This window comes from Streptomyces sp. NPDC088923, assembly GCF_044749745.1.
In the GTDB taxonomy this organism is placed as follows: domain Bacteria; phylum Actinomycetota; class Actinomycetes; order Streptomycetales; family Streptomycetaceae; genus Streptomyces.
Window position 1 is genome coordinate 380,500 of record NZ_JBIVIO010000001.1, and the last position, 25,311, is coordinate 405,810.

Annotated in this window: 26 protein-coding genes; 16 read left to right on the plus strand and 10 right to left on the minus strand. The window is 73.5% G+C overall.

What is annotated here, in order from left to right; all coding sequences use genetic code 11:
• Positions 1-224 precede the first annotated feature (224 nt).
• On the plus strand, positions 225-1,700 hold the full coding sequence (locus ACIP4O_RS01850; protein ID WP_401570309.1) for a hypothetical protein: 1,476 nt from the start codon (positions 225-227) through the stop codon (positions 1,698-1,700).
• Here the strand turns inward: ACIP4O_RS01850 and ACIP4O_RS01855 are convergent.
• Positions 1,693-2,448, minus strand: a complete 756-nt coding sequence (locus ACIP4O_RS01855) for a hypothetical protein (RefSeq protein WP_401570312.1) — start codon at positions 2,446-2,448, stop codon at positions 1,693-1,695. The genes ACIP4O_RS01850 and ACIP4O_RS01855 overlap by 8 nt on opposite strands.
• Positions 2,449-4,205: 1,757 nt before the next feature.
• Here ACIP4O_RS01855 and ACIP4O_RS01860 point away from each other — a divergent pair.
• Positions 4,206-5,489 (plus strand): adenylosuccinate synthase, encoded by a 1,284-nt coding sequence (locus ACIP4O_RS01860; protein ID WP_361326729.1) that lies wholly within the window; start codon positions 4,206-4,208, stop codon positions 5,487-5,489.
• Between the two features lie 75 nt (positions 5,490-5,564).
• Here the strand turns inward: ACIP4O_RS01860 and ACIP4O_RS01865 are convergent, their stop codons facing one another.
• Positions 5,565-7,019: an MDR family MFS transporter gene (locus tag ACIP4O_RS01865; protein ID WP_401570315.1), complete on the minus strand. Its 1,455-nt coding sequence runs from the start codon at positions 7,017-7,019 to the stop codon at positions 5,565-5,567.
• A gap of 144 nt (positions 7,020-7,163) precedes the next feature.
• Here ACIP4O_RS01865 and ACIP4O_RS01870 point away from each other — a divergent pair, with 144 nt between their 5' ends.
• Positions 7,164-7,775: a TetR/AcrR family transcriptional regulator gene (locus tag ACIP4O_RS01870; protein WP_401570318.1), complete on the plus strand. Its 612-nt coding sequence runs from the start codon at positions 7,164-7,166 to the stop codon at positions 7,773-7,775.
• Positions 7,776-7,832: 57 nt separating this feature from the next.
• Here ACIP4O_RS01870 and ACIP4O_RS01875 read toward each other — a convergent pair whose 3' ends face one another.
• Positions 7,833-8,234, minus strand: coding sequence for an SRPBCC family protein (locus ACIP4O_RS01875; protein ID WP_401570321.1), 402 nt, complete (start codon positions 8,232-8,234; stop codon positions 7,833-7,835).
• 35 nt (positions 8,235-8,269) lie between these two features.
• On the opposite strand from ACIP4O_RS01875, the gene ACIP4O_RS01880 reads away from it, so the two are divergent.
• Entirely contained in the window at positions 8,270-8,869 is a 600-nt protein-coding gene (locus tag ACIP4O_RS01880; RefSeq protein ID WP_401570323.1) for a GNAT family N-acetyltransferase, read from the plus strand.
• A 21-nt stretch (positions 8,870-8,890) separates the two neighbouring features.
• Here the strand turns inward: ACIP4O_RS01880 and ACIP4O_RS01885 are convergent, their stop codons facing one another.
• Entirely contained in the window at positions 8,891-9,586 is a 696-nt protein-coding gene (locus tag ACIP4O_RS01885; RefSeq protein WP_401570326.1) for a hypothetical protein, read from the minus strand.
• Between the two features lie 55 nt (positions 9,587-9,641).
• Positions 9,642-9,917, minus strand: a complete 276-nt coding sequence (locus tag ACIP4O_RS01890; RefSeq protein WP_401570327.1) for a hypothetical protein — start codon at positions 9,915-9,917, stop codon at positions 9,642-9,644.
• Between the two features lie 774 nt (positions 9,918-10,691).
• On the opposite strand from ACIP4O_RS01890, the gene ACIP4O_RS01895 reads away from it, so the two are divergent.
• The 3 genes from ACIP4O_RS01895 (at position 10,692) to ACIP4O_RS01905 (ending at position 13,746) form a co-directional block, all read left to right on the plus strand.
• Positions 10,692-12,080, plus strand: coding sequence for an aspartate aminotransferase family protein (locus tag ACIP4O_RS01895; protein WP_401570330.1), 1,389 nt, complete (start codon positions 10,692-10,694; stop codon positions 12,078-12,080).
• A gap of 180 nt (positions 12,081-12,260) precedes the next feature.
• A complete protein-coding gene (locus ACIP4O_RS01900) occupies positions 12,261-12,974 on the plus strand; it encodes a GntR family transcriptional regulator (protein WP_401570333.1) in 714 nt (237 codons plus the stop codon).
• A 121-nt stretch (positions 12,975-13,095) separates the two neighbouring features.
• Entirely contained in the window at positions 13,096-13,746 is a 651-nt protein-coding gene (locus tag ACIP4O_RS01905; RefSeq protein WP_361335643.1) for a hypothetical protein, read from the plus strand.
• Between the two features lie 803 nt (positions 13,747-14,549).
• On the opposite strand, the gene ACIP4O_RS01910 is transcribed toward ACIP4O_RS01905, so the two are convergent.
• Positions 14,550-15,296: an SLATT domain-containing protein gene (locus tag ACIP4O_RS01910; protein WP_361335669.1), complete on the minus strand. Its 747-nt coding sequence runs from the start codon at positions 15,294-15,296 to the stop codon at positions 14,550-14,552.
• A 367-nt stretch (positions 15,297-15,663) separates the two neighbouring features.
• Here ACIP4O_RS01910 and ACIP4O_RS01915 point away from each other — a divergent pair, with 367 nt between their 5' ends.
• The 3 genes from ACIP4O_RS01915 (at position 15,664) to ACIP4O_RS01925 (ending at position 17,478) form a co-directional block, all read left to right on the plus strand.
• The gene (locus ACIP4O_RS01915) at positions 15,664-16,005 is read left to right on the plus strand and encodes a YbaB/EbfC family nucleoid-associated protein (protein ID WP_401573766.1); all 342 of its coding nucleotides are present in this window, start codon (positions 15,664-15,666) and stop codon (positions 16,003-16,005) included.
• A gap of 194 nt (positions 16,006-16,199) precedes the next feature.
• On the plus strand, positions 16,200-16,799 hold the full coding sequence (gene recR / locus ACIP4O_RS01920; protein ID WP_009067031.1) for a recombination mediator RecR: 600 nt from the start codon (positions 16,200-16,202) through the stop codon (positions 16,797-16,799).
• Entirely contained in the window at positions 16,792-17,478 is a 687-nt protein-coding gene (locus tag ACIP4O_RS01925) for a DUF5063 domain-containing protein (RefSeq protein ID WP_401570336.1), read from the plus strand. The genes recR and ACIP4O_RS01925 overlap by 8 nt, the downstream gene beginning before the upstream one ends.
• 174 nt (positions 17,479-17,652) lie before the next feature.
• On the opposite strand, the gene ACIP4O_RS01930 is transcribed toward ACIP4O_RS01925, so the two are convergent.
• Positions 17,653-18,303 carry a TetR family transcriptional regulator gene (locus ACIP4O_RS01930; RefSeq protein WP_401570338.1) on the minus strand — a complete coding sequence of 217 codons (651 nt, stop codon included), beginning with the start codon at positions 18,301-18,303 and terminating at the stop codon, positions 17,653-17,655.
• Positions 18,304-18,424: 121 nt separating this feature from the next.
• Here ACIP4O_RS01930 and ACIP4O_RS01935 point away from each other — a divergent pair, with 121 nt between their 5' ends.
• Entirely contained in the window at positions 18,425-19,507 is a 1,083-nt protein-coding gene (locus ACIP4O_RS01935) for a hypothetical protein (RefSeq protein ID WP_401570341.1), read from the plus strand.
• A 170-nt stretch (positions 19,508-19,677) separates the two neighbouring features.
• Here the strand turns inward: ACIP4O_RS01935 and ACIP4O_RS01940 are convergent, their stop codons facing one another.
• On the minus strand, positions 19,678-20,046 hold the full coding sequence (locus ACIP4O_RS01940) for a hypothetical protein (protein WP_361335655.1): 369 nt from the start codon (positions 20,044-20,046) through the stop codon (positions 19,678-19,680).
• Between the two features lie 169 nt (positions 20,047-20,215).
• Between ACIP4O_RS01940 and ACIP4O_RS01945 the strand changes: the two genes are divergently transcribed.
• Together ACIP4O_RS01945 and ACIP4O_RS01950 are read left to right on the plus strand one after the other, a co-directional pair.
• On the plus strand, positions 20,216-21,064 hold the full coding sequence (locus ACIP4O_RS01945; protein WP_401570343.1) for a helix-turn-helix domain-containing protein: 849 nt from the start codon (positions 20,216-20,218) through the stop codon (positions 21,062-21,064).
• A 33-nt stretch (positions 21,065-21,097) separates the two neighbouring features.
• The gene (locus ACIP4O_RS01950) at positions 21,098-21,280 is read left to right on the plus strand and encodes a DUF397 domain-containing protein (protein WP_401570345.1); all 183 of its coding nucleotides are present in this window, start codon (positions 21,098-21,100) and stop codon (positions 21,278-21,280) included.
• A 12-nt stretch (positions 21,281-21,292) separates the two neighbouring features.
• Here ACIP4O_RS01950 and ACIP4O_RS01955 read toward each other — a convergent pair whose 3' ends face one another.
• Positions 21,293-21,670 (minus strand): MerR family transcriptional regulator, encoded by a 378-nt coding sequence (locus ACIP4O_RS01955; RefSeq protein ID WP_401573768.1) that lies wholly within the window; start codon positions 21,668-21,670, stop codon positions 21,293-21,295.
• Positions 21,671-21,806: 136 nt separating this feature from the next.
• Between ACIP4O_RS01955 and ACIP4O_RS01960 the strand changes: the two genes are divergently transcribed.
• The gene (locus ACIP4O_RS01960) at positions 21,807-22,523 is read left to right on the plus strand and encodes an SDR family oxidoreductase (protein ID WP_401570347.1); all 717 of its coding nucleotides are present in this window, start codon (positions 21,807-21,809) and stop codon (positions 22,521-22,523) included.
• A gap of 100 nt (positions 22,524-22,623) precedes the next feature.
• A complete protein-coding gene (locus ACIP4O_RS01965; protein ID WP_401570350.1) occupies positions 22,624-23,172 on the plus strand; it encodes a TlpA family protein disulfide reductase in 549 nt (182 codons plus the stop codon).
• Positions 23,173-23,322: 150 nt separating this feature from the next.
• Here the strand turns inward: ACIP4O_RS01965 and ACIP4O_RS01970 are convergent, their stop codons facing one another.
• The gene (locus ACIP4O_RS01970) at positions 23,323-23,910 is read right to left on the minus strand and encodes a MarR family winged helix-turn-helix transcriptional regulator (RefSeq protein ID WP_401570353.1); all 588 of its coding nucleotides are present in this window, start codon (positions 23,908-23,910) and stop codon (positions 23,323-23,325) included.
• A 129-nt stretch (positions 23,911-24,039) separates the two neighbouring features.
• Between ACIP4O_RS01970 and ACIP4O_RS01975 the strand changes: the two genes are divergently transcribed.
• Positions 24,040-25,290: an FAD-dependent monooxygenase gene (locus tag ACIP4O_RS01975; protein WP_401570355.1), complete on the plus strand. Its 1,251-nt coding sequence runs from the start codon at positions 24,040-24,042 to the stop codon at positions 25,288-25,290.
• Positions 25,291-25,311: the final 21 nt, after the last annotated feature.

Below are 25,311 nucleotides of genomic sequence, written 5' to 3' on the forward strand. Positions count from 1 at the left end.
GGGGAAGCGGGATGGCGGGGGAGACGTGGCTGCCGCATGCCTTGAGGCGGGTGCGGGGAGCGCGGGCGCGGGGGTCGGCGCAACGGGTGGCTGCGGTCGGGCGGGTTGCAGTGGTGGCCGGGCGGAAGGCGGCAGTCGGGCGGGTTGCAGTGGTCGCCGGGCGGGAGGCGGCGGTTGGGCGGGTTGCGCTGGCCGGGCGGGTCGCTTACTGGGGGATACCCGTCGTGTGGGCGCTCGTGTTCGGGGCCTGGGGGCTGGCGCGGCGGGGTGCGGTGTGGCGGGACGAGGCGGCGACGTGGCAGGTGGCGCGGCGGCCGGTGGGGCGGATTCTGGAGCTGCTCGGCTCGGTCGACGCGGTGCACGGGGCCTACTACCTGCTGATGCACGAGGTGTTCGCCGCTTTCGGCCCCGGGACCTTCGTGCTGCGCGCGCCCTCGGTGCTCGCGGTCGCCGGGGCCGCGGGGTGCGTGGCGTTGCTCGGGCGGAGGTTCGGAGGGAGCGGGACCACGGCGGGGCTGGCGCTCACCGTCTTCCCCGGAGTGCAGTTCCAGGCGCAGGAGGGGCGGCCGTACGCGCTGGTGCTGTTCGGGTGCGCCGTCGCGACGCTGCTGTTCGTGGCGGCGGTGCGGGGGGAGGCGAGGCGCGGGCGGTGGGCGGCGTACGGGGCGGTGGTGCTGGCGTCAGCGCTGCTCAACTGGCTGGCGTTGCTCGTGCTGTCCGCGCACCTGGTGACGTTGTGCCTGCTCGGCGTCGGCCGCGAGGTCTGGGCGCGGTGGGGGGTGGCCGCAGGGGGAGCGGTGGCGGGCGTGGCGCCGCTGGTCCTGCTGAGTGCCACGCAGCGCGAACAGATCGCGTGGATACCGCCGTTGACGTGGGGTGTGCTGCTCGGGCCGCTCGCGGTCTGCGCGCTCGGCGGTCTCGCGGCGCTGCCCGCCAGGAGATACGCGGCCGGGTCGGTGCCGCTCGTGGCGGTGGCGCTGCCGCTCCTCGTCGTACCGCAGGTGCTGCTGGCCGTGGTGTCGAGCGTGCGGCCACTCTTCCTGGAACGGTACGTGCTCTTCGCGCTGCTCGGCGCGGCGCTGCTCGCGGGAGCGGCGGTGGACGCGGCGGTACGGGCGGTCGGGCGGTGGCTCGTCCCGGTGCTGGGCGTGACGACGGCGCTGGCGCTGCTCCCGTCCGCGCTGGCCGAGCGGTCCCCGGCGAGCCGGGTGGACGACGTACGGGCGGGCGCGGTGCTCGCGGAACGGCTCGGCCTGCCGGGTGACGCGGTCGTCTTCGTCCCCGCGGCACGCAGGGACAGCGCACTCGTCGCGCCCGCCCGTTTCGCCGGGCTGCGGGACATAGGTCTCGCCAGGGACGCCACCGTCTCCGGCACCCTCAGCGGCGTCGAACTCCCACCGGCGGCCCTGCGCACCGCGCTCGCCACGGAGTCCCGCGTCCTCCTCCTGACGGACGCCCACCCCGGTCCTCCGGCCGCCCGCCGGGACCGCGCCAAACTCGCCGCGCTGACAGCGGGGTTCACGCCGGTACGTACCCGCGCGTGGCGCGGCAGGCAGGTGACGGTGTACGTGAGGCGAGCGGCTCTCGGGGCGGGGCGGAGCGGGGCGCCGGTGCGCGAGGTCGCGGGGATGGCGTGTGGGGCGGTCGGGCGGGGGCGGTCCGTCGTTGTGGGGAGCGGCCCGGTTTCGGGGCTCAGGTGACCACGATGCTCCATATCCCCCGTCGTACGGTCCAGGTGCGGTTGCGGACGGGGCCGGCGGGGGAGCCGTCGACGAGGTAGTGGAAGTCGGCGCCGGAGACGGTGACGGTACGGGCGTGGGCGAGTACGGGGTCGGTCGTGCCTGCCGCGGGGACGAGGCGGATTCCGGCGTAGCCGGAGGTGTCGGCGCGGGGGGCGGCCGAGGTGGCGCCGACCGGGCCGAGCGGGGCGCGGGTGGGTGAGGGGGTGACGGTGAGGGAGCGCAGGGGAGTGGCGAGGTCGGCGAGGAGTTCCCCGTCCGCCTCGATCCGCAGCCCAGCCCCCGCGGGGGCGCCCGGCACCTGGTCCGGGGTCGCGCGCAGCGCCCGTATCCGCCGCCACCAGCGGCGCCCGCCGGCCGGCCGTTCCGGAGCGGCCTTCTCGCGCGGCGGTATCGTGCCCGCTTCGGCCCGCGGCCCGGCATCGGCTGCCGCGTCGCCCGCGGCCCGTGCCGCTGGGGGGTGTCCCGCCAGGATCGACGGAACACCCCCGAGCCGCCGCAGCGCGCCGCCCCTGCCGCGTGCGCCGGGCACCGGCAGCACGAGCGCCCCGAGTACGACCCCGTCGCTGTCGTCGACGAGCAGGTCGCGCGCCACGGGCCGCCCGTCGAGCACCGCCCGCGCGGCCGCCACCGGATCGACGGGAACCCCCAGCACCCGAGCGAGCGCGGCGCCCGCCCCGTCCCCGGCGCAGACCGGCACCCACCCCACGACCCGCTCCCGGCTCCGCCGCCCACCCCCGCGATCCTGCGAGGCCGCCCCCCGCAGCCCTTCGCGGCGCGAGTCCTCGATCGGCAAGCTCCTGACCCGTGCGCTCGAACTCCGCGAATCCCCTACCGAGTCACCACCCGAGGAGTCACCACCCGCCCGCGACCCCCCGGCGCCGAAGCCGCGCCCGCGCGGCCCGTCCCTCCACGAGCCCCGGGCCTGCTGGCCCCCGCCCGCCGAACCCGCGGCCGCCCTGCCCGCCACCCGCGGACCCTCGCCCCTGACGCCCCAACCCCGCGAGCCGTCAACGGACGAGCCCACGCCCGGCGTGCCGTCGGCCGTGTTGCCCGTTCCCGGCGTGCCTTCGGCCGCGTTGCCCGTTCCCGGCATGCCTTCAGCCGTGTCGCCTGCTTCCTGCGGGTCGTCCGCCCGGGGGATTCGGCCTCGGCAGTCGCGTCCGCGCGGGCCGTCTGTTCCGGAGTCCTCGTCTGCGGTGCCCCCGGCCTGGAGCACACCGGCCGCGCCTCCCGCCCTCGGCAAGCCTCCAGCGTGCTCGCCTGCTCCCGGCAAGCCTCCAGCCGTGTCGCCTGTTCCCTGCGGGTGGCCCGCCTGGGAGCTTTGGCCTTGGGGGTCGTGCCCGCGCGGGCCGGCCGTTCCGGAGTCGTCGCTCATGGGGCCGCCGGTCTGGAGCCCTCCAGCGTGCTCGCCTGCGCCCGGCAAGCCCCCAGCCGTGTCGCTCGTTCCCGGCGTCCCTTCCGCCGTGTCGCCTGCTTCAGGCAAGCCTCCAGCCGTGTCGCCCGTCCCCCGCGAGTCGCCCGCCCGCGAGCTCTGGCCCCCGGTGTCCCGCCCGCGCGAGCCACTCGCCCCCGACCCCTCGCTCATGGAGCCCTCAGCCTGCAACCCTCCGGCCGTGCTGCCTGCTCCCGGCAAGCCTTCGGCCGTGTCGCCCGTCCCCCGCGAGTCACCCGCCCGCGAGCCCAAGCCCCCGCCGTCCCGCCCCCGCGAGCCGTCCGTTCCCGACCCCTCGCCCACAGAGCCCCCAGCCTGCAACCCTCCAGCCGTGCCCCCCGCTCCTGGCAATTCCCCAGCCGAACCACCCGCCCCCCGCGAGCCACCCACTCCCGACCCCTCGCCCCGAGCCCCCGCACCTCCAGCAACGCCCCCTCCGCCCCCGCCCGCCCCAGCCAAGTCCCCACCCGGCAAACCCCCACCCGCCCCCACAACGCCCCCGTCCCCGCGTGTCCCGTCTCCGCCGCTCCCCGCACCCAGCATCCGTCCCCGGTAGAGCGCCCCCACCGCTCGGACCAGTGCTGACTCGTCGCCCACGACGATCACTCGCCGTCGGCCCGCTCGGCGGACCGCGTTCGCGTATTCCTCCGGTGTTTCGGGGAGGCAGATCTTCACCTCGGCTCCCGCGGCCAGGACGTCGCGGGCGATGCGGACGGACTCGCCGTCCGTGCGGCGGGCCGCGGGGTCGATCACGAGCAGCAGGGAGGGGGCTGGGTACGCCGAGGGCTCTGGAGCCGACACCGCTGTCCTTCCTCGGGTCGTCGGGTAGCATCTTTGTGCAAGAGCCCCTTGCGCTATTGCGCCAGGGGCTTCGTCTATTCCGGGGCACCGGTCCGACGGCTCGCGGCCGATGACGGTCGCCGGTACACGCCCGCGCACTCTCCGTCGCGGCACGTACCGGAAGACGGTGTACGTCGTAACCACGTACGCCCCGACCATGGACATGCCCCACCCGGAAGGGGTGTACGCCTGTGCCCGCACTTGTGCTGCTCGGTGCTCAGTGGGGTGACGAGGGCAAGGGGAAGGCGACCGATCTGCTCGGCGGCTCGGTCGATTACGTGGTGCGCTACCAGGGCGGCAACAACGCCGGCCACACGGTCGTCGTCGGCGACCAGAAGTACGCGCTCCACCTGCTCCCCTCCGGCATTCTGTCGCCCACCTGCGTGCCGGTCATCGGCAACGGTGTCGTCGTCGACCCGGCGGTCCTGCTCTCCGAGCTGAGCGGGCTGAACGAGCGCGGCGTCGACACGTCGAAGCTCCTGATCAGCGGAAACGCCCATTTGATCACGCCGTACAACGTGACGATGGACAAGGTCTCCGAGCGCTTCCTCGGCAAGCGGAAGATCGGCACGACGGGCCGCGGCATCGGTCCGACGTACGCGGACAAGATCAACCGCACCGGTATCCGCGTGCAGGACCTGTACGACGAGTCGATCCTGCTCCAGAAGGTCGAGGCTGCCCTCGACATAAAGAACCAGATGCTCGTCAAGCTCTACAACCGCCGCGCGATCGACGCCCAGCAGATCGTGGCGGAGCTGCTGGAGTACGCGGAGAAGCTGCGTCCGTACGTCACGGACACCTCGCTCGTGCTCAACAAGGCGCTCGACGAGGACAAGGTCGTGCTCATGGAGGGCGGTCAGGGCACGCTCCTCGACGTCGACCACGGCACGTACCCCTTCGTGACCTCGTCGAACCCGACCGCGGGCGGCGCCTGCACCGGGGCGGGGATCGGGCCGACGAAGATCAGCCGCGTGATCGGCATCCTGAAGGCGTACACGACGCGCGTGGGCGCGGGCCCGTTCCCGACGGAGCTGTTCGACGAGGACGGCGAGGCGCTGCGGCGCATCGGCGGCGAGCGCGGCGTGACGACCGGTCGCGACCGGCGCTGCGGCTGGTTCGACGCGCCGATCGCCCGCTACGCGACCCGCGTCAACGGCCTCACGGACTTCTTCCTCACGAAGCTCGACGTGCTCACGGGCTGGGAGCGCATCCCGGTCTGCGTCGCGTACGACATCGACGGCGAGCGCGTCGACGAGGTCCCGTACAACCAGACCGATTTCCACCACGCGAAGCCGGTCTACGAGTACCTGCCGGGCTGGAGCGAGGACATCACGAAGGCCAAGTCCTTCGCCGAGCTGCCGAAGAACGCGCAGGCGTACGTGAAGGCGCTGGAGGAGATGTCCGGCGCCCCGATCTCGGCGATCGGCGTCGGCCCGGGCCGCGACGAGACGATCGAGATCAACTCGTTCCTGTAGGACCCGGGTCCGGCCCGGTACGGGCCGGGCGCCCAGGGGCCAGGGGTTCCCTCCGCGAGGTGGGTGAGTGCTCACTCACCTCGCGGAGGGGGCCCTTTCCGTTTCCTCCGGCGCGCTCGCCGCCTTCTCCCGTCCCGGCAGGACGAAGGAGAGCGCGACCGCCAGGGCCGTGAAGCCCGTCGCCCACCAGAAGGCCGTGGCGAAGGCGTCCGCGAGGGAGCCGGAGTCGTGGGCGGCGCGGGCGAGGATGACGGCGAAGAGGGCGACGCCGACCGAGCCGCCGATCTGCTGGGCGATGCGGGTCACGATGCTGGCGTGCGGGACCTGGGCGTGCGCGAGGCCCCGGAAGGCGACCGTCATGAGCGGGATGACGACGATTCCGAGGCCGAGGCCCCGTACGAGCAGCGCGATCATGAGCGGCCAGGTCGTCGTGTGCGCGTCCGCGAAGGCGAAGGGGACGGTGGCCGCGCCGACGAGTACGAAGCCGATGACCGTCACCCAGCGTTCGCCGATCCGTTCGGTGAGGCCGGGCGCGAGCGCGCGGCTCAGGAGCGAGCCGACGCCCTGCGGGATGAGGTAGAGCCCGGCGGCGAGGGCGCTCGCGCCGCGCAGTTGCTGCCAGTAGAGCGGCAGCAGGAGCATCGCGCCGTAGAGCGAGGCGCCGGTGAGGAAGAGCAGCGCCGTCGCGGCCCACGTCGGGCGCGAGCGCAGCACCTGGAGATCGACGAGCGCGGCGTCGCCCTGCCGCAGGGCCCGTACGCAGAAGGCCGCGAGCAGCACCGCGCCCGCCACGACGGGCAGGACGACGTCGGGCTGCCCGAAACCGCCGTCGCCCGTCACGTTCGACAGGCCCCACAGGAGCGCGACGAGCGCGGGCGCGAGGAGCAGGAAGCCGGTCAGGTCGAGGCGCGGGCGCCGGGCGCCGGGGGTGTCCGCGGGGATGAGTCGCTGGGCGAGGACGAGTCCGGCGAGGCACAGCGGGACGTTGACCAGGAAGAGCCAGCGCCACGAGCCGGCGCCGAGGATGAGGCCGCCGATGACCGGGCCGAGGATGGGGCCGACGGCGGCGGGCAGGGCGATCGTCGCCATGAGCTTGCGGGCCTGCGCCGCCGGGGCCGACTGCATGACCATCGTGGTCATGAGCGGCATCATCGCGCCCCCGCCGAGGCCCTGGAGCACGCGGAAGCCGATGAGGCTCGGCACGTCCCACGCCGCCGCGCACAGCACCGAGCCGAGCAGGAAGACGGCGAGCGACCACAACCAGAGCCGTTTCGCGCCGAGCCGCCCCTGCAACCAGCCGACCGTGGGGATGACGACACCGAGCGCGAGGAGGTAGCCCGTACTGACCCACTGGATCGCGTCGACGCGCGAGTGGAGATCGCGGGCGAGGTCGTCGAGCGCGACGCTCACGATCGTGGAGTCCAGGATCACCGCGATACCGCCGACGAGCACGGCGATCGCGGTGCGCAGGGCGGTGGGGTCGAGGGGCGGGGAGGCGGTGGAGGGCGCGGGGGCGGTACGGGAGGACATGCGGGACGGCCACCTTAAGGTACGCGAGTGCATCTTATTGGGGCCGAGAGTAGGCTTCGCCGATAAGATGCGCAAGTGCATCTTATGGATGCGGGGGAGGATGGCCCGGAGGCGACCGGAGCGACGGGTGTGAGGAGAAGCGGAGTGGCGGAGAAGGCCAGGGCGACGCGCAGGCGCGGGGCGGAGCTGGAGCACGCGATTCTCGATGCCGCGTGGGAGGTCCTCGTGGCGCACGGGTACGGGGGGTTCACGTACGAGGCCGTGGCGGGCCGCGCGGGGACGAGCCGCCCCGTCCTCTACCGCCGCTGGGCCAAGCGCGAGGACATGCTCCTCGCGACCCTCGTCCGGCACCTGCGCCCGCTGGAGATGCCCGAGACGGGCAGCCTGCGCGGTGACATGCTCGCCTTCCTCCGCGAGGTCAACGAGGACCGGGCGGCCACCGCCGCGCTCATGCTCGTCCAGCTCGCCGACTACTTCCGTGACACGGGCACCAACTTCACCCAGCTCCGCGCCGCCCTGCGCCCCCCGACCCCCAGCCCCGGCGCGACCCTCGTCGCCCGCGCGGTCGCGCGCGGCGAACTCCCCGACGTCCCCCGCCCCGCCCGCGTACTCGACCTCCCCTTCGAGCTGATGCGGCACGACATGCTCATGGAGATGCGCGCCCTGCCGGACGAGAAGATCGTGGAGATCGTGGACGTGGTGTGGCTGCCGCTGCTGGGGGTGGCGGGGGGCCGGGCAGGGGCGGTGGGGGAGTAGGCGGGAGCGGGCGGGGCTGACGGGGTGGCGGGCGGCCCGGCCGGGCAGTGCGGTCGGCTACGCCGATTCCAGGAGGTTCTTCAGGCGGGTCAGGTCCGCCGTGACCATCTCGGCGTCGCGCTCGTACTCGGCGTCCGTTGTCCCGGCCGGGCGGCGGAGGGTGAAGACGACGAGGCTCCCCGGGCCGTCCGTGATGACGCGGACCGGGTTGTTGACGACCTCGCCGCCGGGCAGCGTCACGTCGTGGTCGAGGACGCCGAGGTCGTTGGGCGGGACGAAGGCGACGGTGACGCGGCCCATGGGGGTGTCGGGGGCGACCCACTCGTCCCCCTCGCGGGTGATCGAGCCGCCGAGACCGAGGGCCCAGGCGGGGAGGTTCTCCGGGTTCGAGGCGTAGGCGTAGACGTCGTCGCGGGTACGGTCGATGTGGATGCTCACATGGCGGGTGCTGTGCGTCATGGTGGCGACGGTAACGGGGAACGGGGGGCGGGGTCTTGAACGAATCGGACACGCGGCGGGGTGAGGAGCGGCGCGGGACGCTCGCGCGGCCGCGGATCGCCGCCTGCCGTACGGAGGATGTCGCGCTGCTCGACGCGCGCTCGCCCTCGGGAGCGGCCACCTCGTTCCACGCGCGCCGCTTCGCGCGGCAGTGCGCGGGCGGCAGCACGTACCTCCTGGCCTGGATCGACGGCGCGCCGGTGGGCAACGGCGAGGTGCGGTGGGACGGTTGCGCGGCGCCGGAGGTGCGCGAGGCGCTCGGGGACTGCCCGGAGATCAACGGGCTCGACGTCGTCGCGGAGCTGCGCGGCCGGGGCATCGGTACGGCGCTGATCCGCCACGCCGAAGCACTCGCCGTCCGCCGGGGGACGGCCCGTATCGGCCTGGGCGTCGACGAGACCGGCAACCCGGGCGCGGCGCGCCTCTACGCCCGCCTCGGCTACCGGCCGACGGTCCGGTACCTGGACCGCTGGTCGTACGTGGACCACGAGGGGACCGAGCACCGGCAGGCGGACCCGACCGTCTTCCTGGTCAAGGAACTCGACGGCCGGGGCGACCGAGCCGTGCCGCCCGGGCGGGGTCGCCCGAGGGGGTGAGACCCGCGTCGCCCCGCTCGCTCAGCTCACGAACTCCCTCTCCCCGTACCGCACTTCCGCCGTGTTCCAGTCGACGCCCAAATCCTTCGTGAACTGCCGTGCCAGGGGCAGCTCTTCGAGCGGGGACACGAGGACGAGGTGGCCGTCCTCGGTGACCGAGCCGCCGCCCAGCTCCTCGCGGGCCCCGGGGTGCGCGCGGAGCGCCTCGCGGAGTTCGGCCGCGCTGACGTCCGGGGCCTCGATCCGTACGGCGTCCGTCTCGGGGGCGTGGCGGGGCAGGCAGCGGAAGGTGAGGACGGACTCCTGACGGTACTGCTTCGCGAGGACACCCGCGAGGTGGCGCAGACCCGCGCGGTTCGTCCCCTCGACGTCGAACTCGCGCGAGCGCTCGAAGGTCGTCCTGCGCAGCTCGGCGGACCAGAAGACGCCGTCGAGGAGTGCCGAGGGGCCGGGGCGGGCGCCGTGGGCGCGGATGACGCCCCGTACCTCGCGTGCGAAGCGCGTGAGCCGGGTCCGCAGGCGCGGATCGGCGGGGTCGGTGATGACGGCGGTGTTGTTCGTGGCGAAGACCTCGCCGGAGGGGCAGCGGGGCGCCTCCCGGCCGGGAACGGGGCCGGGCACCCGTCCCGCGGCGGGGGCGGCGGCGCCCAGCGTGGCGGCGAGGGCGGAGAGGGCGAGGAGGAGACGGAGGCCGCGGGGGGCGGTGGGCGCGTTCACGCGGTGCCCAACGAGGAGGCGGTGGGGGCGGTTGCGCCTCCCTCGCGCGTACGGGTCAGGCGGGCGCGGCCTCGGTGACCGTACCCGTCCACGAGTCGCCGTCGGCGTCCGCCTCCCAGCGCACGGTGAGCCGCAGCCGCGTGAGCGCCTCCGCGGTGCGCGTGCACGCCGCCCGCGCCTCGGCCGGGGTGGACACGTCCGGCACCGCGCCGCACAGGAGCCCGCCCCCGGAGGAGAAGACGCTCGACCGCCACGCGGTGGCCGTGCGGTACACGAGGAGCGTGGCGGGGGCGTCGGGGAGGCGGAGTCCGCCGCGTCGCTTACGGGCCATGCGGGGAGCGTAAACGCGCGCGGGGGGCGTGGTTTCGGCGGCGCCTCCTCACCCCGCCGGGGCCCCGCACCGACCGCCCGACTCCGGTGCTACACAGGGAAGTTGTCGCTGGCGCAGGATCGCGTTCGTGCCCGGGCCCCTCGTCAGGTAGTCGAGGAAGCCGGCCGCCGGAGAGGTCGCGGGCGGGGTGCCGTACGTGTACGCGTACTCGACGGCCCGCTCCCGGCGGCGCTCACCTCCACCTCGGCCCCCGGGCACTCCTTCTCGTAGGCGCGCGCCGCGCCCTGGACCGCCGGGGCGAAGGCCGTCGAGCCGGTGAGCGTCAGGTGACCCGTCGCGCAGCCGATCGGGAGGCTCCTCGGGGAGCAGGATGAGCGTCGCGAGGACGCACACGCGTTCTCCGCGCTGAACCAGTCCACGGCACGCACGCTCCCCCGGAGACGAGACCCCGGGCGCCGGTTCCCCCGTCCCCGGCGCCTCGGGGCGTACAACGTAAGCGGGGCGGGGCGGGGGAGGGGGCCTGGGAACGGAGTGCTCGGCCAGTGTTCGCCGGGTGTTCGCCAAGGGGGGAGAACGTTCAATTCCGCATACGCGGGGGGCGGGGGCTGGGCGCGGCGGCGTGCGGGAGCGCGGGGTGTGTGCGGGGCCGGGGGGTGTGCGGCGCGTGCGGGGGCGTGCGGCGGTGGACCGTACGACACTCTGTCGCCCTCCCCGCCCGCCGCGGCGACGATGCGTCCGTACCGCCGCACCCGTCCCGTCTCCTAGCCTGGCGGTATGACCGCATCGCTGCCCCAGCAGGCCCCGCACGTCGTCCCCCAGCCCGACCCCGCCCGCGGCGCCGCCGTCAAGGCCGCCGACCGTGCGCACGTCTTCCACTCCTGGTCGGCGCAGGAGCTGATCGATCCGCTCGCCGTCGCGGGCGCGGAGGGCTCGTACTTCTGGGACTACGAGGGCCGCCGTTACCTCGACTTCACGAGCGGACTCGTCTTCACGAACATCGGCTACCAGCACCCGAAGGTCGTCGCGGCGATCCAGGAGCAGGCCGCGACGCTGACGACGTTCGCGCCCGCCTTCGCGATCGAGGCGCGTTCGGAGGCGGCGCGGCTCATCGCGGAGCGCACGCCCGGCGACCTCGACAAGATCTTCTTCACCAACGGGGGCGCGGAGGCGGTCGAGAACGCGGTCCGCATGGCGCGGGTGCACACGAAGCGGCCGAAGGTCCTGAGCGCGTACCGCTCGTACCACGGCGCGACCGCGGCGGCGATCAACCTGACCGGGGACCCGCGTCGTTGGGCGAACGACCAGGGTTCGGCCGGGACCGTCCACTTCTGGGCGCCGTTCCTCTACCGCACCGCGTTCTACGCCACGAACGAGGCGGAGGAGTGCGAGCGCGCGCTCCAGCACCTGGCCGACACGATCGCCTACGAGGGACCCTCGACGATCGCCGCGATCGTGCTCGAAAGCGTGCCGGGGACGGCGGGGATCATGGTGCCGCCCGCCGGATACCTGCGCGGAGTACGGGAGTTGTGCGATCAGTACGGGATCGTGTTCGTGCTCGACGAGGTGATGGCGGGCTTCGGGCGTACCGGCAGGTGGTTCGCGGCCGATCACTTCGACGTCGTGCCGGACCTCCTGACCTTCGCGAAGGGCGTGAACTCGGGGTACGTGCCGCTCGGCGGGGTCGCGATCGGAGGGCGGATCGCGGACACGTTCGCGCGGACGCCGTACCCGGGCGGGCTCACGTACTCCGGGCACCCGCTGGCCTGCGCGGCGGCCGTCGCGACGATCAACGTCATGGAGGAGGAGGGGATCGTCGAGGGCGCAGCCCGGCTCGGGCGCGAGGTCGTCGAGCCCGCGCTGCGGGAGCTCGCCGCGCGCCACCCGAGCGTGGGCGAGGTGCGGGGCCTCGGCATGTTCTGGGCGCTCGAACTCGTCCGGGACCGCGCGACGCGCGAGCCGCTGACCCCGTACAACGCGAGCGGCGAGGCGGCGGCCCCGATGACGGCCTTCGCGACGGAGGCGAAGAAGCACGGGCTGTGGCCGTTCGTGAACATGAACAGGACGCATGTGGTGCCGCCGCTGAACGTGACGGAGGAGGAACTGAAGGAGGGCTTCGCGGCTCTGGACGCGGCGCTCACGGTGGCGGACGGGTTCACGGTCTGACGGGGGCGTCGCGGCGCGAGGGCGGGACGTGGTCCGGACCTGTCTCCCGGCCCGCCGCCTTCACCCTCCTGACCTCACTCGTTCCCATGTGAAATCATGCGGGACCGGCACCCGTGAGTAGGGTGGCCCGGGTGGCATGGGCAGGCTCCGGCAAGGGGGGCCGGGTGGGAAGGACGTGGGATGCGCGGTGAGGGCGCGGGGATGGTCACGCGCAGCACGCTGCGGCAGCAGATCGCGGACGCGCTGCGGGACGAGGTCCTCTCGGGGCGGCTCGCGCCCGGCCAGGAGTTCACCGTCAAGGAGATCGCCGAGGGCTTCGGGGTCTCCGCGACGCCCGTGCGCGAAGCGCTCGTGGACCTCTCCGCGCAAGGGCTGCTCGATTCCGTGCAGCACCGCGGCTTCCGCGTGCACACCTTCTCGCTCGACGACTTCCGCACCATGATCGAGGCCCGCTGCCTCGTCTCGGACGCCGTCTTCGGCGGGATAGCCGCCGAGGCGCTGCTCGCTGGCGCGCCGGGCGTGCTCGCCTCCGTACGGCGCAGGGGCGAGGAGGCGCAGCGCGCCGCGGCGGCCGGGGACCTCAACGTGCTCATCGGCTACGACCTGCGGTTCTGGCGTGAGCTGAGCGCCGTCTTCGGCAACTCGTACCTCACCGACTTCCTGCACCGGCTGCGCGTGCAGTCCTGGGTCAGCACCGTGCCCTTCCTGCGCCGCCAGGACGACCTGCGCGGGCTCCTGTGGACCGGGCACGGCCACCTCGTCGAGACGCTGCTCGGCGGGGACGCCCGGGCGGCCCGCGAGATCGTCACCGCGTACAACCGGGAGTCGCTGCGGCTCGTCGAGGCGCTCGCGGACGGCGGGACGGGCAACGGGGCGCGGACGCGGGGGTTCTGAGGGCGGGGCGCGGGGGGTACGGGGTCCGTACGGGCCGATCGCGGCACTCGGGGCACGGGGCGCCCCGTGCCGCACTACGCTTGCGGGACCCGCCCGCCCGTGGAGAGCGAGGAGACGTCTCTTGGCCTGTGACCTGTGGCTCGTCCCCCTGGTCGACGTGCTGTGCCACAGCCCCGACAACCCCTTCGCCGAGGAGATCGCGAGTTACGACAAGGCGCTCGGCGCGGCGGGGCTGCCGCCGGTTCCCGTCTACGCGTACATGCCGGGCCTGAGCGGGGACGTCGCCCCGGTCGCGGGCTTCGACTACGAGGCGCTGCACTTCCTGCGCCGCGCCTACCTGCTGAAGCTGTGCGGGCTCGAAGTGACGCCGGTAGACGAACTCGGCGGCGACTACGAGCAGTTGCTGGAGATGTTCGAGGAGGCGGCGCAGCGCTCGCACCTCGTGTGGCACTACGACCACGCGGGGGCGTACGTGCCGCTCGACTTCCCCGCCCCGCTGGCGGACGACGAACTCCTGGCGAGCGGGGGGCCGTTGGGCTCGGCCCATGGGTTGCTCCGCGAACTGGAGCTGGTGGCACCCGACTTGGGCATCAACCCGGCCAACCCCCCAGCCACGCCCCCGCCACCCCCGGGCCCGACGGACCTGGAGGAACCGGCCGCGCCCGCACCCCCGGACGACAGCCCCTTCGCCCGCGAACGCCACGTGTGGCTGGGGCTGCACGCGGCGGCGACGAGGAGCTTGGCGCAGGGGGCGATGATCGTCTTCAGCTGACCCCCTCGCAGGGGCGGCCAGGCGGGGGCTGCGCCCCCGGGCCCCGTTTCGGGGGCTGCGCCCCCGGGCCCCCGCTTTGGGGGCTGCGCCCCCGGGCCCCTGCTTTGGGGGCTGCGCCCCGGGCCCTGCTTTGGGGGCTGCGCCCCCGGGCCCCTGCTTTGGGGGCTGCGCCCCCGGGCCCCTGCTTTAGGGGCTGCGCCCCGGGCCCTGCTTCGGGGGCTGTGCCCGGGCCTGTTTCGGGGGCTGCGCCCCCGGGCCCTGCTTCCTGGGCTGCGCACCGGGCCTCGCTTTGGGAGCTGCGTCCCGAGCCTGTACGGGGGCTGCGTCCCCGGTCCCCGCTTTGGGGGGCTGCGTCCGAGCCTGTATGGGGGCTGTGCCCCCGGGCTCCCGCTTTGGGTGCTGTGCCCTCGGGCCTGTACGGGGGCTGCGTCCCCGGTCCCCGCTTTGGGGGGCTGCGCCCCCGGGCCCCTGCTTTGGGGGCTGCGCCCCCGGCTCTCGTCGTCGGGGCCTGCGCCTCCGGGGTCTGCGCGTCCTGGGTCTGCGTCTCCGGGGTCTGCGCGTCCTGGGTCTGCGTCTCCGGGGTCTGCGCGTCCTGGGCCTGCGTCTCCGGGGTCTGCGCGTCCTGGGCCTGCGTCTCCGGGCCGGGCCCTCCAGGGTCTGCGCGTCCGGGTCTGCTCGCGGGACCGCTCCGCTGTCGTTTCGGGCCCCCGGGCCTGTCTTTCGGGGCTGCGTTGTCGGGCCGGTGCGGCAATCGGGCCTTGTGGTGGGGTGGGCTCCTTCTGGCATGGGGTGGCTTCGGGGTTTTACCTTGGTTCGGGTGGTCGCTGTCTCGGCATGTTGGGCCTCGCGCCCGGTGGCAGCGGGAAGCGGCCCTGCGGGAGGGGGTCCGGGCGGCCGGGGAGGGGGCCCGCGCCCGGGGAGGATTGCGTGGCGAGCGGGGTCGGGCCCGTACCGAACTCCACCATCCAGTCCGCCGTCTCCGCCCGCACCAGCTCCGTCACGTCCTCCGTGAAGCGCCGCAGGACCGACAGGCACCGCTCCGTCGCCTCCGAGGCCGTGCCCTCCGCCGGGCCCAGGACCTCCCGCACGCTCTCCGACGCCCAGTCGAACTGGAGGATCTGGAGCCTGCGCTGCACCGCCTGCGCCGTCGCCACATCCCGCATCCACCCCGAGCCGAGCCCGAGGTACCGGTCCAGCCCCACGCACCCCGCCGCGAGCAGCAGCGCCAAGTACCCCCACGGCGCGAGCCCCTTCAGCGCTCCCGCGAGGTCGAGGATCGGCAGCGCGGCCCCCGCCATGACCCCGAGCGCGGCGGCGAGACGGAGCAGCCGGGCCAGGTGCCGCTTCCAGTAGCGGTCGTGCAGGTACCACTCGGCCGTCGCGAGCGCCCCCGCCTCCACCCACTGGTACAGCTCGTCGAGCCGCTCGGCGGGCTCGCCCCAGTCCCCGAGCGGGAAGGGCCGCCCGGTCAGGTCGGGGCGGGCGGCCGCGGGGCCCCCTCGCCCGGCCCGCCGCGCTCGGGGGTCCTGGGGGGGACCCTCGGGCTGCATGTCCGGCTGACTCACCCGTCCACTCCCTCTGCCTGCGGTACCGCTCCGCGTTCCGCGGGCGATCGGTGCGATTGGTGTTGCGCTTGGTGCAAGGCTCCTTCCTACCGCCGGGCGAGTGGCGAGGAGCGCCGATTCAAACCTTTTCCGCCCGGACGAGCGGTCTGGTCAGGTATAGGACCGTGTCCGGGATCACTCGAAAGAGTGCCGGGGCATGGGGCACGCTGCTCACGTAGGCTCGATGCGGGTGGAATCGACGGCGGTGGTACCCGGATCGCGCGAGCGCCGTACGAGACCGCCCTGCCAGCCGTACGACCCCGTACGGGCCGTGCGACCGCGCGGCCCGACCCAGCAGCCAGGAGAGCTGATCGTGATTCCCGGTGGTGGCCAGCCCAATATGCAGCAGCTGCTCCAGCAGGCCCAGAAGATGCAGCAGGACCTCGCCCGCGCCCAGGAGGAGCTGGCGGCGACCGAGGTCGACGGGCAGGCGGGCGGTGGCCTCGTGAAGGCCACGGTCAACGGCTCCGGCGAGCTGAGGGGCCTGGTCATCGACCCCAAGGCGGTCGACCCCGAGGACACCGAGACCCTCGCGGACCTCGTCGTCGCGGCTGTCCAGGCGGCGAACGAGAACGCGCAGCAGCTCCAGCAGCAGAAGCTCGGCCCGCTCGCCCAGGGACTCGGTGGCGGCGGCATCCCCGGCCTGCCCATCTGAACCAGGGCGAACATCGGGGGGAATTCAGGGATGCACCTGAGGCCCCCTCAGGGGTCCACCCCGAAGGAACCCGGATCTTCCCCGAAGCGGGTTCCCCCGGCCCTCCGGGCCCCCTACCGTGAGACACGACCGTCCGCTCCGGACCGGCGCGCGACCACCGCGCGCCCCGGCGTGGACACAGGAAAGGCGATCCGTTGTACGAAGGCGTGGTCCAGGACCTCATCGACGAACTGGGCAGGCTCCCCGGCGTCGGTCCCAAGAGTGCGCAGCGGATCGCCTTCCACATCCTCCAGACCGAGCCGGCCGACGTGCGCCGGCTCGCGAACGCGCTGATGGAGGTGAAGGCGAAGGTCCGCTTCTGCGCGGTCTGCGGGAACGTGGCCCAGGAGGAGCACTGCAACATCTGCCGCGACCCGCGCCGCGACCCCGCCGTCATCTGCGTCGTGGAGGAGCCGAAGGACGTCGTCGCGATCGAGCGGACGCGCGAGTTCCGGGGCAGGTACCACGTGCTCGGCGGGGCGATCAGTCCCATCGAGGGCGTCGGCCCCGACGATCTGCGCATCCGCGAACTGCTCGCCCGCCTCGCCGACGGCACGGTGACCGAGCTGATCCTCGCGACGGACCCGAACCTGGAGGGCGAGGCCACGGCGACGTACCTCGCCCGCATGATCAAGCCCATGGGCCTGCGCGTCACACGGCTGGCGAGCGGCCTCCCGGTCGGCGGTGACCTGGAGTACGCGGACGAGGTCACGCTCGGCCGGGCCTTCGAAGGGAGACGACTCCTCGATGTCTGAGACCACGAGCAGGCCGGAAACCGGCGCGCCCCTCGCACCGGCGCCCCGCGCGGACGGCTCCGACCCCGCCGACTTCTCCACGCAGATCGCCGACCAGATCGAGAGCTTCCTCCTCGCGGTCACGGCGATCGCCAAGGGCGACGACCCGGACAGTGCCGTCCCCTACCTCCTCCTGGAGGTCTCGCAGCTCCTGCTCGCGGGCGGTCGCCTCGGCGCGTACGAGGACATCCTTCCCGACGAGCGGTACGAGCCCGATCTCGGCGACGAGCCGGACAGCGACCCGCTCCGCGAGGGCCTGGCCCAGCTCCTCGACCCGGTCGACGTCTACTCCGAGGTCTTCGACCCGTACGAGCCCCGCAAGGCTCCCGTCGCGCACCGCCTCTCCGACGACCTCTCGGGCATCGTCACCGAGCTGCGCCACGGCCTCGCGCACTACCGCGCGGGGCGGATCTCCGAGGCGCTGTGGTGGTGGCAGTTCTCGTACTTCACCAACTGGGGCCCGAACGCGTCCGCCGCCCTGCGCGCCCTCCAGTCCCTCGTCGCCCACGTCCGCCTCGACCAGCCCCTCACCCCGCTCGACGGCCTCGACACGGACCAGGAGCTGGACGGCGAGGACGAGTTGGCGGAGGAGGCGGGCCGCGTGATGCGCGCGGAGATCCTCGGACGCGAGCCGCGCTGAGAGGCGAGCCGCGCTGAGCCGGGGGCCGCGCTGAGACGACGGGGAGCCGCGCTGAGACGACGGGGAGCCGCGCTGAGGCGCGAGCCGGTCTGAGGCGGGGGGTCTGCTTGAGGCGAGGGTCCGCTTGAGGCGGGGCCTCAGGCCCTTCCGCCCCCGTCCTCAGCCGCCCCGTCCTCAGCCGTCCCCGCTCCCGCCGTCCCCGTCCCCGTCCCCGCCGTCCACGATCGCCTGCACCGCCGCCCCGTACTGCCGCACCACCGCTTCCGTGTCCGCCGACGCGAGCGGTTCGAGCAGCATCACGTACCGCATGAGCGACAGGCCGATGAGCTGGGTCGCGATGAGCGAGGTGCGCAGCTCCACGTCCGCCCCGTCGAGGGCCGCGACGAGGACGCGCCCGAGCACTCCGCCCGCGACCTCGCGCAGCCGCGCGCCCGCGTCGCCGTGGACGGCCGCGGAGCGGACCATCGCCATGAGCGCGGGGCGCGAGGCCGCGTCGTCCCACACCGAGAGGTGCGCGCGGACGAGGCGTTCGCCGACGCCCTCGCGCGGGCCCACGGAGGCTTCGCCGAGCGCGTTCCAGAGGCGTTCGGGCAGTTCGAGGGCCTTGACGAAGAGGCTCGCCTTCGAGCCGTAGAAGTGATGCACGAGCGCCTGGTCGACGCCCGCCGTCTCGGCGATCCACCGCAGGCTCGTTCCGTCGAAACCGCGCTCGGCGAAGCAGGCGCGGGCGGCGTCGAGTATCGCCACGCGCGTACGGGTCTCGCCGGGCCTGCGTCCCCCGGCGTGCTTGCCCTGCCCCGTACCCGTCTCCGCGTCCTCAGCCATTCCTCCATCATGCCTTCCGCTCCGCACCGCCCTGCCCGCGTAACTCATCTCATGATGAACTCATCGCGCAATGAGTTGTACAGTGGAGGCAACCCACCACGTCAGAGAGAGGAGGGTTGCCATGTCGACGACCGACGTCACCCCCGCCCCCACCGGGACCACCGGGAACACCGAGGTCACCGGGACCACCGGGACCCCCCGGAACACGGCAGCGACCCCGCCGCCCACGCCCGGCGCCGGGAAGCACACCCGCCGTATCGCCGCCGTCGTCGTCGGCCTCGCCGCGGCGATCACGGTCCTGCTGTGCGCCTTCGGCCTGCCTTCCGCGGGCGGCGGCCCGCACCACGCCCCGCTCGGCGTCACGGGTCCGCCGCAGGCGGTGGCCGCGGTGCAGGAGCGGCTGCCGGACGAGCAGTGGGACGTGAAGACGTACGCGAACGCGCACGCGCTCACCGAGGCGATCCACGACCGCGACGTGGTCGGCGGCCTCGGGATCGGCGCGGACGGGGTCGACGTCTACACCGCCTCGGCGGGCGGCCAGCAGATCAGCACGGCGATCAGCGGCCTCGGCACGGGCCTCGCGGAGCAGCGGCACGTCGGGGCGACGACGCACGAGGTCGTGGGCTTCGGCGCGGACGACCCGCACGGCACGGGCCTCGCCTCGCTCGCGCTGCCGCTGATGTTCGGCGGCATCCTGCCGGTGCTGATCCTCGCGCTCGTGGCCCCGGGCGCGGCGACGCTGCGCGCCCGGCTCGGCGGAGTGATCGCCTTCGCGCTCATCGCGGCGGCGGGGGTGACGGCGGTGCTCCACTACGGTACGGGCACGATCGACGCCGACTACGGGAAGACCTGGCTGGGCCTCGCCTTCGGGATGCTCGCGCTCGGCCTGCCCTTCCTCGGCCTCCAGTCCCTCTTCGGCCAGGGCGGGTTCCTGGGCCTGGCGGTCGCGATGATGTTCCTCGGCAACCCGCTCTCGGGCCTCGCGACGGGCCCCTACTGGCTGCCGGACGGCTGGTCGACGCTCGGCCAGCTCATCCCGATGGGCGCCTCGGGCTCGCTCCTGCGCGCGGACGCCTTCTTCGGCGGCACGGGAGCGGGTGGTCCGCTCGTGGTGCTCGGCGTCTGGGCGGCGGCGGGCCTGGCGATGGTGCTCGTGGCGCTGCGGCGTACGGGACACCGGGGCGAGGCGCGGACACGGGGGTGAGCGGTCGGCGCCTCGCGGTACGGGGGTGAGCGGTCGGCGCCTCGCGGGGCAGGCGGGGCGCCGACCGACTACCCCCGTGCCCTCTCGCCGGAGCTGATCGTGGCCCGGTCGAAGGCTCTGGACGGCTCGGTGGCTGACCGGACACGCGGCTCAGCCGCTGTGCGCGGACCTCACCTCTCCACCTTCTGTGCGATTCTCCGCGTCGTGGTGGCGAGGCGCCGGTCGAGGAGGGGGAGCGGCTGTACGGGATGGACGGTCCACGTCCACAGCGCCTCGGGCCCGCCGAGCCGCAGCGCGTACGGGAGTCCGGCCCGCAGCGAGCGCCGGTCCGCCTCCGTGCGCCGCCAGTGGTCCCCGAGCCACGACCAGGCCCGGTCGAACTCCTCGGCCGCCAGCTCCGCGACGACGTCCCGCACACCCTCGCGCACCCACTCCAGCGCCTCCCCCGGCGTCAGTGCGAGAATCCCGCGCGGCGCCGAGGGCGCCGGCGTCCGCTCGCACCGGCACCAGTACCGGAGGGGAAGAGTGGCGGCCGGCATGAACCCTCCAGCGGTGCGGGCGAGTTGGCGGAATGGGAGGCTTCCGCGCTTACGAGAGTGGACCGTACCCAATCCCGGAGGAAAGTTATTCCAGCGCACTCATCACTCGAAGGGATGAGTTGGCCGCAGGACCTTGTGGCCCTGTGAAACAGCACCTCATCATGTCGCCATGGCTCAGAGCGACATGCCGACGATGCGCAGCCGCCGCCTAGGCGCCGAACTCCGCCGCCTCCGCCTGGAGGCCGGGCTGAAGGTCAACGACGTGGCCACCGCCCTGGAATGCGGCCAGCCCAAGATCAGCCAGATCGAGAACGGAAAGCGCGGTATACGGCCGCTCGACCTGACGACGTTCTTCAATCTCGTGGGCGTGGACGACGAGCAATACCGCAATAACGTTCGGAGGCTGGCGAAGCAGATCCACAAACGGGACTGGTGGTCGGGGGAGGGGCCGATGCTGGATGACGCCCTCAAGGACTTCATGACCCTGGAGGTCGACTCCGAGCTGATCCGCGCCTACGAGTGCAGCGTCGTGCCGGGACTGCTCCAGACCGAGGGCTACATGCGGCGCGTCTTCGCCACGCGCTGGACGCCCGAGAAGGAGGAGGAGATGGTGCGGGTCCGGTTCAAGCGTCAGGAACTCCTGGAGGACGAGGGCGCTTTCCGCTTCCGCACCGTGATCGATGTGCCCGTCCTGCACCGGATCGCGGGTGGCAGGCACGTGGTGATCGACCAGTTGAACCACTTGCTGGAGATGAGCGAGCACAGCAGGGTGACGATCCAGATCCTGCCCCTGGAGGCGGCGCTCCCGATGGAGCAGCGAGTGCCGCACTACATCCTGAGTCAGCGCGGTGAACCGCCCGTTGACGTCGTGTGGTTGGAGCACATGAGCGGTGGTACGTTGCTCGAACAGCGCTCTGACGTGGCGTTCTACCTCAGGCTGTGGGACGAGTTGACGGCTGCCGCCATGTCTGCGAAGCAGTCGCTGGACTACGTGCGTAAGTTGATCAAGGAAACGTGAGTCATGCCCAGGCGGTCCCGCCCCTCCGTGTCCGTGACTGAGCCGGAAAGCCTGGACTGGCACAGGAGCACGTACAGCGGAACCTCCAACGCCTGCCTCGAACACGCCACCACCCCCACCGGCCTCCACGCCGTCCGCGACACCAAGGACCGCGCCCGCGCCACGCTCGCCTTCTCCGCCGAGAGCTGGACCCGCTTCCTGCGGGCCGTCGCTTAGGCCGGATACCGCCTAAGCGGCCTCGGCGGCTCCGGCCTCCTCCGTGATCCCCGCGCGTCGTACCTGTTCCATGACCTCGTCCAACTGGTCGCGGGCGCGGGTCAGTTCGTCGATGCGGTCCTGGAGGGAGGCGCGCTCGTGGCGGACCTTCGCGTACATGTCCCGGGTCGCGTGTCCCGTGGTGACGCAGGGGATGAGGGTGAGGATCGTGCGGGAGGGGAGCCCGGCCGCGTAGAGGAGCTGGATCAGCTCGACGCGGTCGACGGCCTCGGGCGCGTAGACGCGCTGACCGCCGGGGGTGCGCGTGGAGTCCAGGAGCCCCTGCTGCTCGTAGTAGCGCAGCGAGCGCACGCTCACGCCGGTGCGCCGGGCGAGTTCGCCGATCTTCACCGTGTGGCTCCCGTCACTTCGGCTTGTCTCTGACATTGATGTCAGGTTCTAGCGTAGTCGGTGTCCCCGGGAAACCGGGTTCGTACTGATATGTCGCAACGACTGTATGTCGCATCGATTCGCGCGGGAGCGTGCCATGAACATCGCCGGACAGACCGCCTTCGTCACCGGGGCCAACCGCGGGATCGGTCGCCGTTTCGTCGACGAACTCCTCACGCGGGGCGCCGGAAGGGTCTACGCGGGCGTGCGCGAGCCGCGGCGCGCGGACGAGGCGTTGCGCTCGGACCCGCGCGTCACACTCGTCCGCCTCGACCTCACGGAGCGCGAGACGATCGAGGCGGCGGCGCGGCAGGCCGAGGACGTGTCGCTGCTCGTCAACAACGCGGGAATCAGCCTCATGGAGCCGCTGCTCGACGGGCCGCTCGACGGGACCCGGCGCACCCTCGACACGAACCTGTACGGGACGCTCGACATGACCCGTGCCTTCGCCCCCGCGCTCCGCGCGCACCGGGGCGCGCTGGTCAACGTCCTGTCGGCGCTCTCCTGGTTCACGGTGCCGGGCGCGGGCGCGTACGCGATCTCCAAGGCCGGGGCGTGGGCCATGACCAACGCCCTTCGCCTCGAACTCGCCCCCACGGGGGTCCTCGTGCAGGGCGTGCACCTCGGCGCCGCCGACACCGACATGATGGGCGACTACGAGGGCCCCAAGATCGACCCGGCCGAGGTCGCGCGCCAGAGCCTCGACGGCGTCGAGAAGGGCGAGGTCGAGATCCTCGCCGATGACTGGAGCCGCACGGTGAAGGCCGCGCTGCCCCGCGAGCCGAACGCGGTGCTGAGCCACCTCATGGGCTGAGGAGCGGGCCCGGCGGCCCGGCGCAGGGCGCTCACCGGGGGCGGCATAGCCTGTCGCCATGCGGCTTCGAGCGGGACGACGGGTACGGGGGAACAGGCGCGTGGCGGGGGCCGTGATGACGGCCGGCGTGCTGCTCCTCGCCGGGTGCGGGACGGGGGGCGCGCAGGGCGGGGACGCGGCCGTGCGCGAGCCGTTGGCGCTCGTGCCGCGCGCGGAGCGCAAGGCGCTGCCGGACCTGGCGGGCGAGGGGCTCGACGGGAAGCGGGTCGCGCTCTCGCGGTTCGCCGGGCAGGTCGTGCTCGTCAACGGGTGGCAGTCCTCCTGCGGGCCGTGCCGCGCCGAGATGCCGGGGCTCGTCCGGGTCCAGAAGCGGTACGGGGACCGGGGCCTGCGGGTCGTGGGCTACAACGCGGAGGCCAACGAGGGCGCGGCGCGTGCCTTCGTGGCGCGGTACGGGGTGACGTACCCGGTGCTGTACGACCCCTCGGGGCGTCAGCTGCTGCGGGTACCGAAGGGCGTGGTCAACCCGCAGTTCGTGCCGTTCACCTTTCTGGTGGACAAGGAGGGGAAGGTGGCGGCGGCCATGTCGGGCCCGGTCTCCGAGCGGAGGGCGGGCGCCGCGGTGGGGAAGCTGCTCGCCGAGGGGTGAAGGAGAGCGCGGTCGCCCTCCCGAAGGCGGTGGCAGGCGGCAAGGGGCCCCCGGTGGCAGGTGGCAAGGGGCGGTGCGGAGCTGGACGGCCCGGTGCCCGCGCGCGCGAGTCCCGGCAGGGGACCGCCGGTTGGACGGTCCCCGTACCCCCTATGTCCCCGGCTCGTCGTCCAGGCGGGCGATCCGGTTCGTGACGTCGTTCGCGAGGCGGGTCAGGAGGCGGCTCAGGTCGGCGCGGTCCTGCTCGGGCCAGTCGGCGAGCACGTCGGTGACCCAGGAGAAGAGGGAGGCGCCGTAGCGCTCGACGCCGTCGTAGCCGCTCGGGGTCAGCTCGATGAGGCTCGCGCGGCGGTCCTCGGGATCGGTGACGCGGTGCACGAGCCCACGCTTCTCCAGGACCTGCACATGCCGGGTGACGTGCGGGCCCACGACCGCCATGCGCTCGGCGATCTCGCCGATGCGCAGCGGGCGTCCGGCGGTACGGAGGTTGAGGAGCACGCTGATCGCGGGCTTGTCGAGGTGCAGCCCGGACGCCTGGGCGGCCCGTTCGGGGAGCTTGCCCTTCGTGAAGGCCGCGCTGAGCTGCGTGACCCTCGGCAGGGCGGCGAGGAAGCCCGCGAGCCCCTCGGGGTGAGGGGCCGAGGCGTCGGGGCCGGTGCCGGGCGCGGAGGGGCGGGGAGACCCCTCGCGTCGTGGCGGTTCGGGTGCGGCGGGTACCCCGGGGGACTCGGGGGTCATGGTGTCGCCTCCATTTGCATACCTGACTTACGTATCTATAGGCTGGGGAGAGTCGAGGGGGTAGAGCGGCCCCGCTCGGTGTCAATAAAGATACCTAACGTACGTATCTTCTGTCGAAAGGGGTTCCTCATGTCCGCCCTCTCCCCGTCCGCTTCCCCCGCTTTCTCCTCCCCCGCTTCCGCCTCCTCCCCCGCCGCCCGCCGGGTCCTCGTCTCGGGCGCGAGCATCGCCGGTCCCGCGCTCGCCTACTGGCTCGACCGCTACGGCTTCGAGGTGACCGTGGTCGAGAAGGCCCCCACCGTGCGCGGCGGCGGGTACGCGATCGACATCCGCGGCGTGGCGCGGGAGGTCGCCGACCGGATGGGGATCTTGCCCGCGCTGCGGGCGGCGCACGTCGACTCGCGGCGGCTGAGCTTCGTGGACGCCGCCGGGGAGCCGATCGGCTCCGTACGGCCCGAACAGGTGACGGGCGGCGCGGCCGGGCTCGACCTGGAGGTGCGGCGCGGGGATCTCGCGACCGCGCTGACCGACCTGCTCGAAGACCGCGTCGAGTTCCTCTTCAACGACTCGATAGCGACCCTCGACGACGACGGCGACGCCGTGCACGTCGAGTTCGACAGCGGGACGCCGCGCACCTTCGATTTCGTCATCGGCGCCGACGGCCTGCACTCGAACACGCGGCGGCTCGTCTTCGGCCCCGAGGAGCCCTTCCACCGCTACCTCGGCCACGTCTTCGCCGGTTTCACGCTCCCCAACGAGTTCGGTCTCGTACGCGAGGGCGCCATCTGGAACGAGCCCGGCCGCGGCGCCGCCCTCTACGCGCACGAGCCGGACGAGAACCTGCACGGCTTCCTGGTCTTCCGGAACGAGGAGGTGCCGTTCACCGCCTTCCGCGACCCCGGGGCACAGCGCGCGCTGGTGCGGGAGCGCTTCCCCGAGCGGAGCTGGCACCTGCCTCGCATGATCGAGGGGATGGAGAAGGCCGACGACCTCTTCTTCGACATCGTGAGCCAGATCCATCTGTACACCTGGTCGCACGGGCGCGTCGCGCTCGCCGGGGACGCGGCGCACGCGACGTCGTTCCTCTCCGGGCAGGGGTCGAGCGTGGCGCTCGTGGGGGCGTACGTGCTCGCCGGGGAGCTGGCCAGGCACAGTGACCACGAGGCGGCCTTCGCCGCGTACGAGCGGATCGTGCGGCCGTTCGCGGAGCGCAACCAGGCCCTGGCGACCGGCGGCGGCACGGTGGTGGTGCCCGGGACCAGGGAGGAACTGGACGCGCGCAACGCGATGCTGCGCGCGGCGGCGGCCGGGGGCGCCACGGAGGAGGGCGGCGCGACGCACGGCGTGCACTCGGCGATCGACCTTCCCCGGTACGAGTGAGCCGGGGGTGGCGGCGGAGGA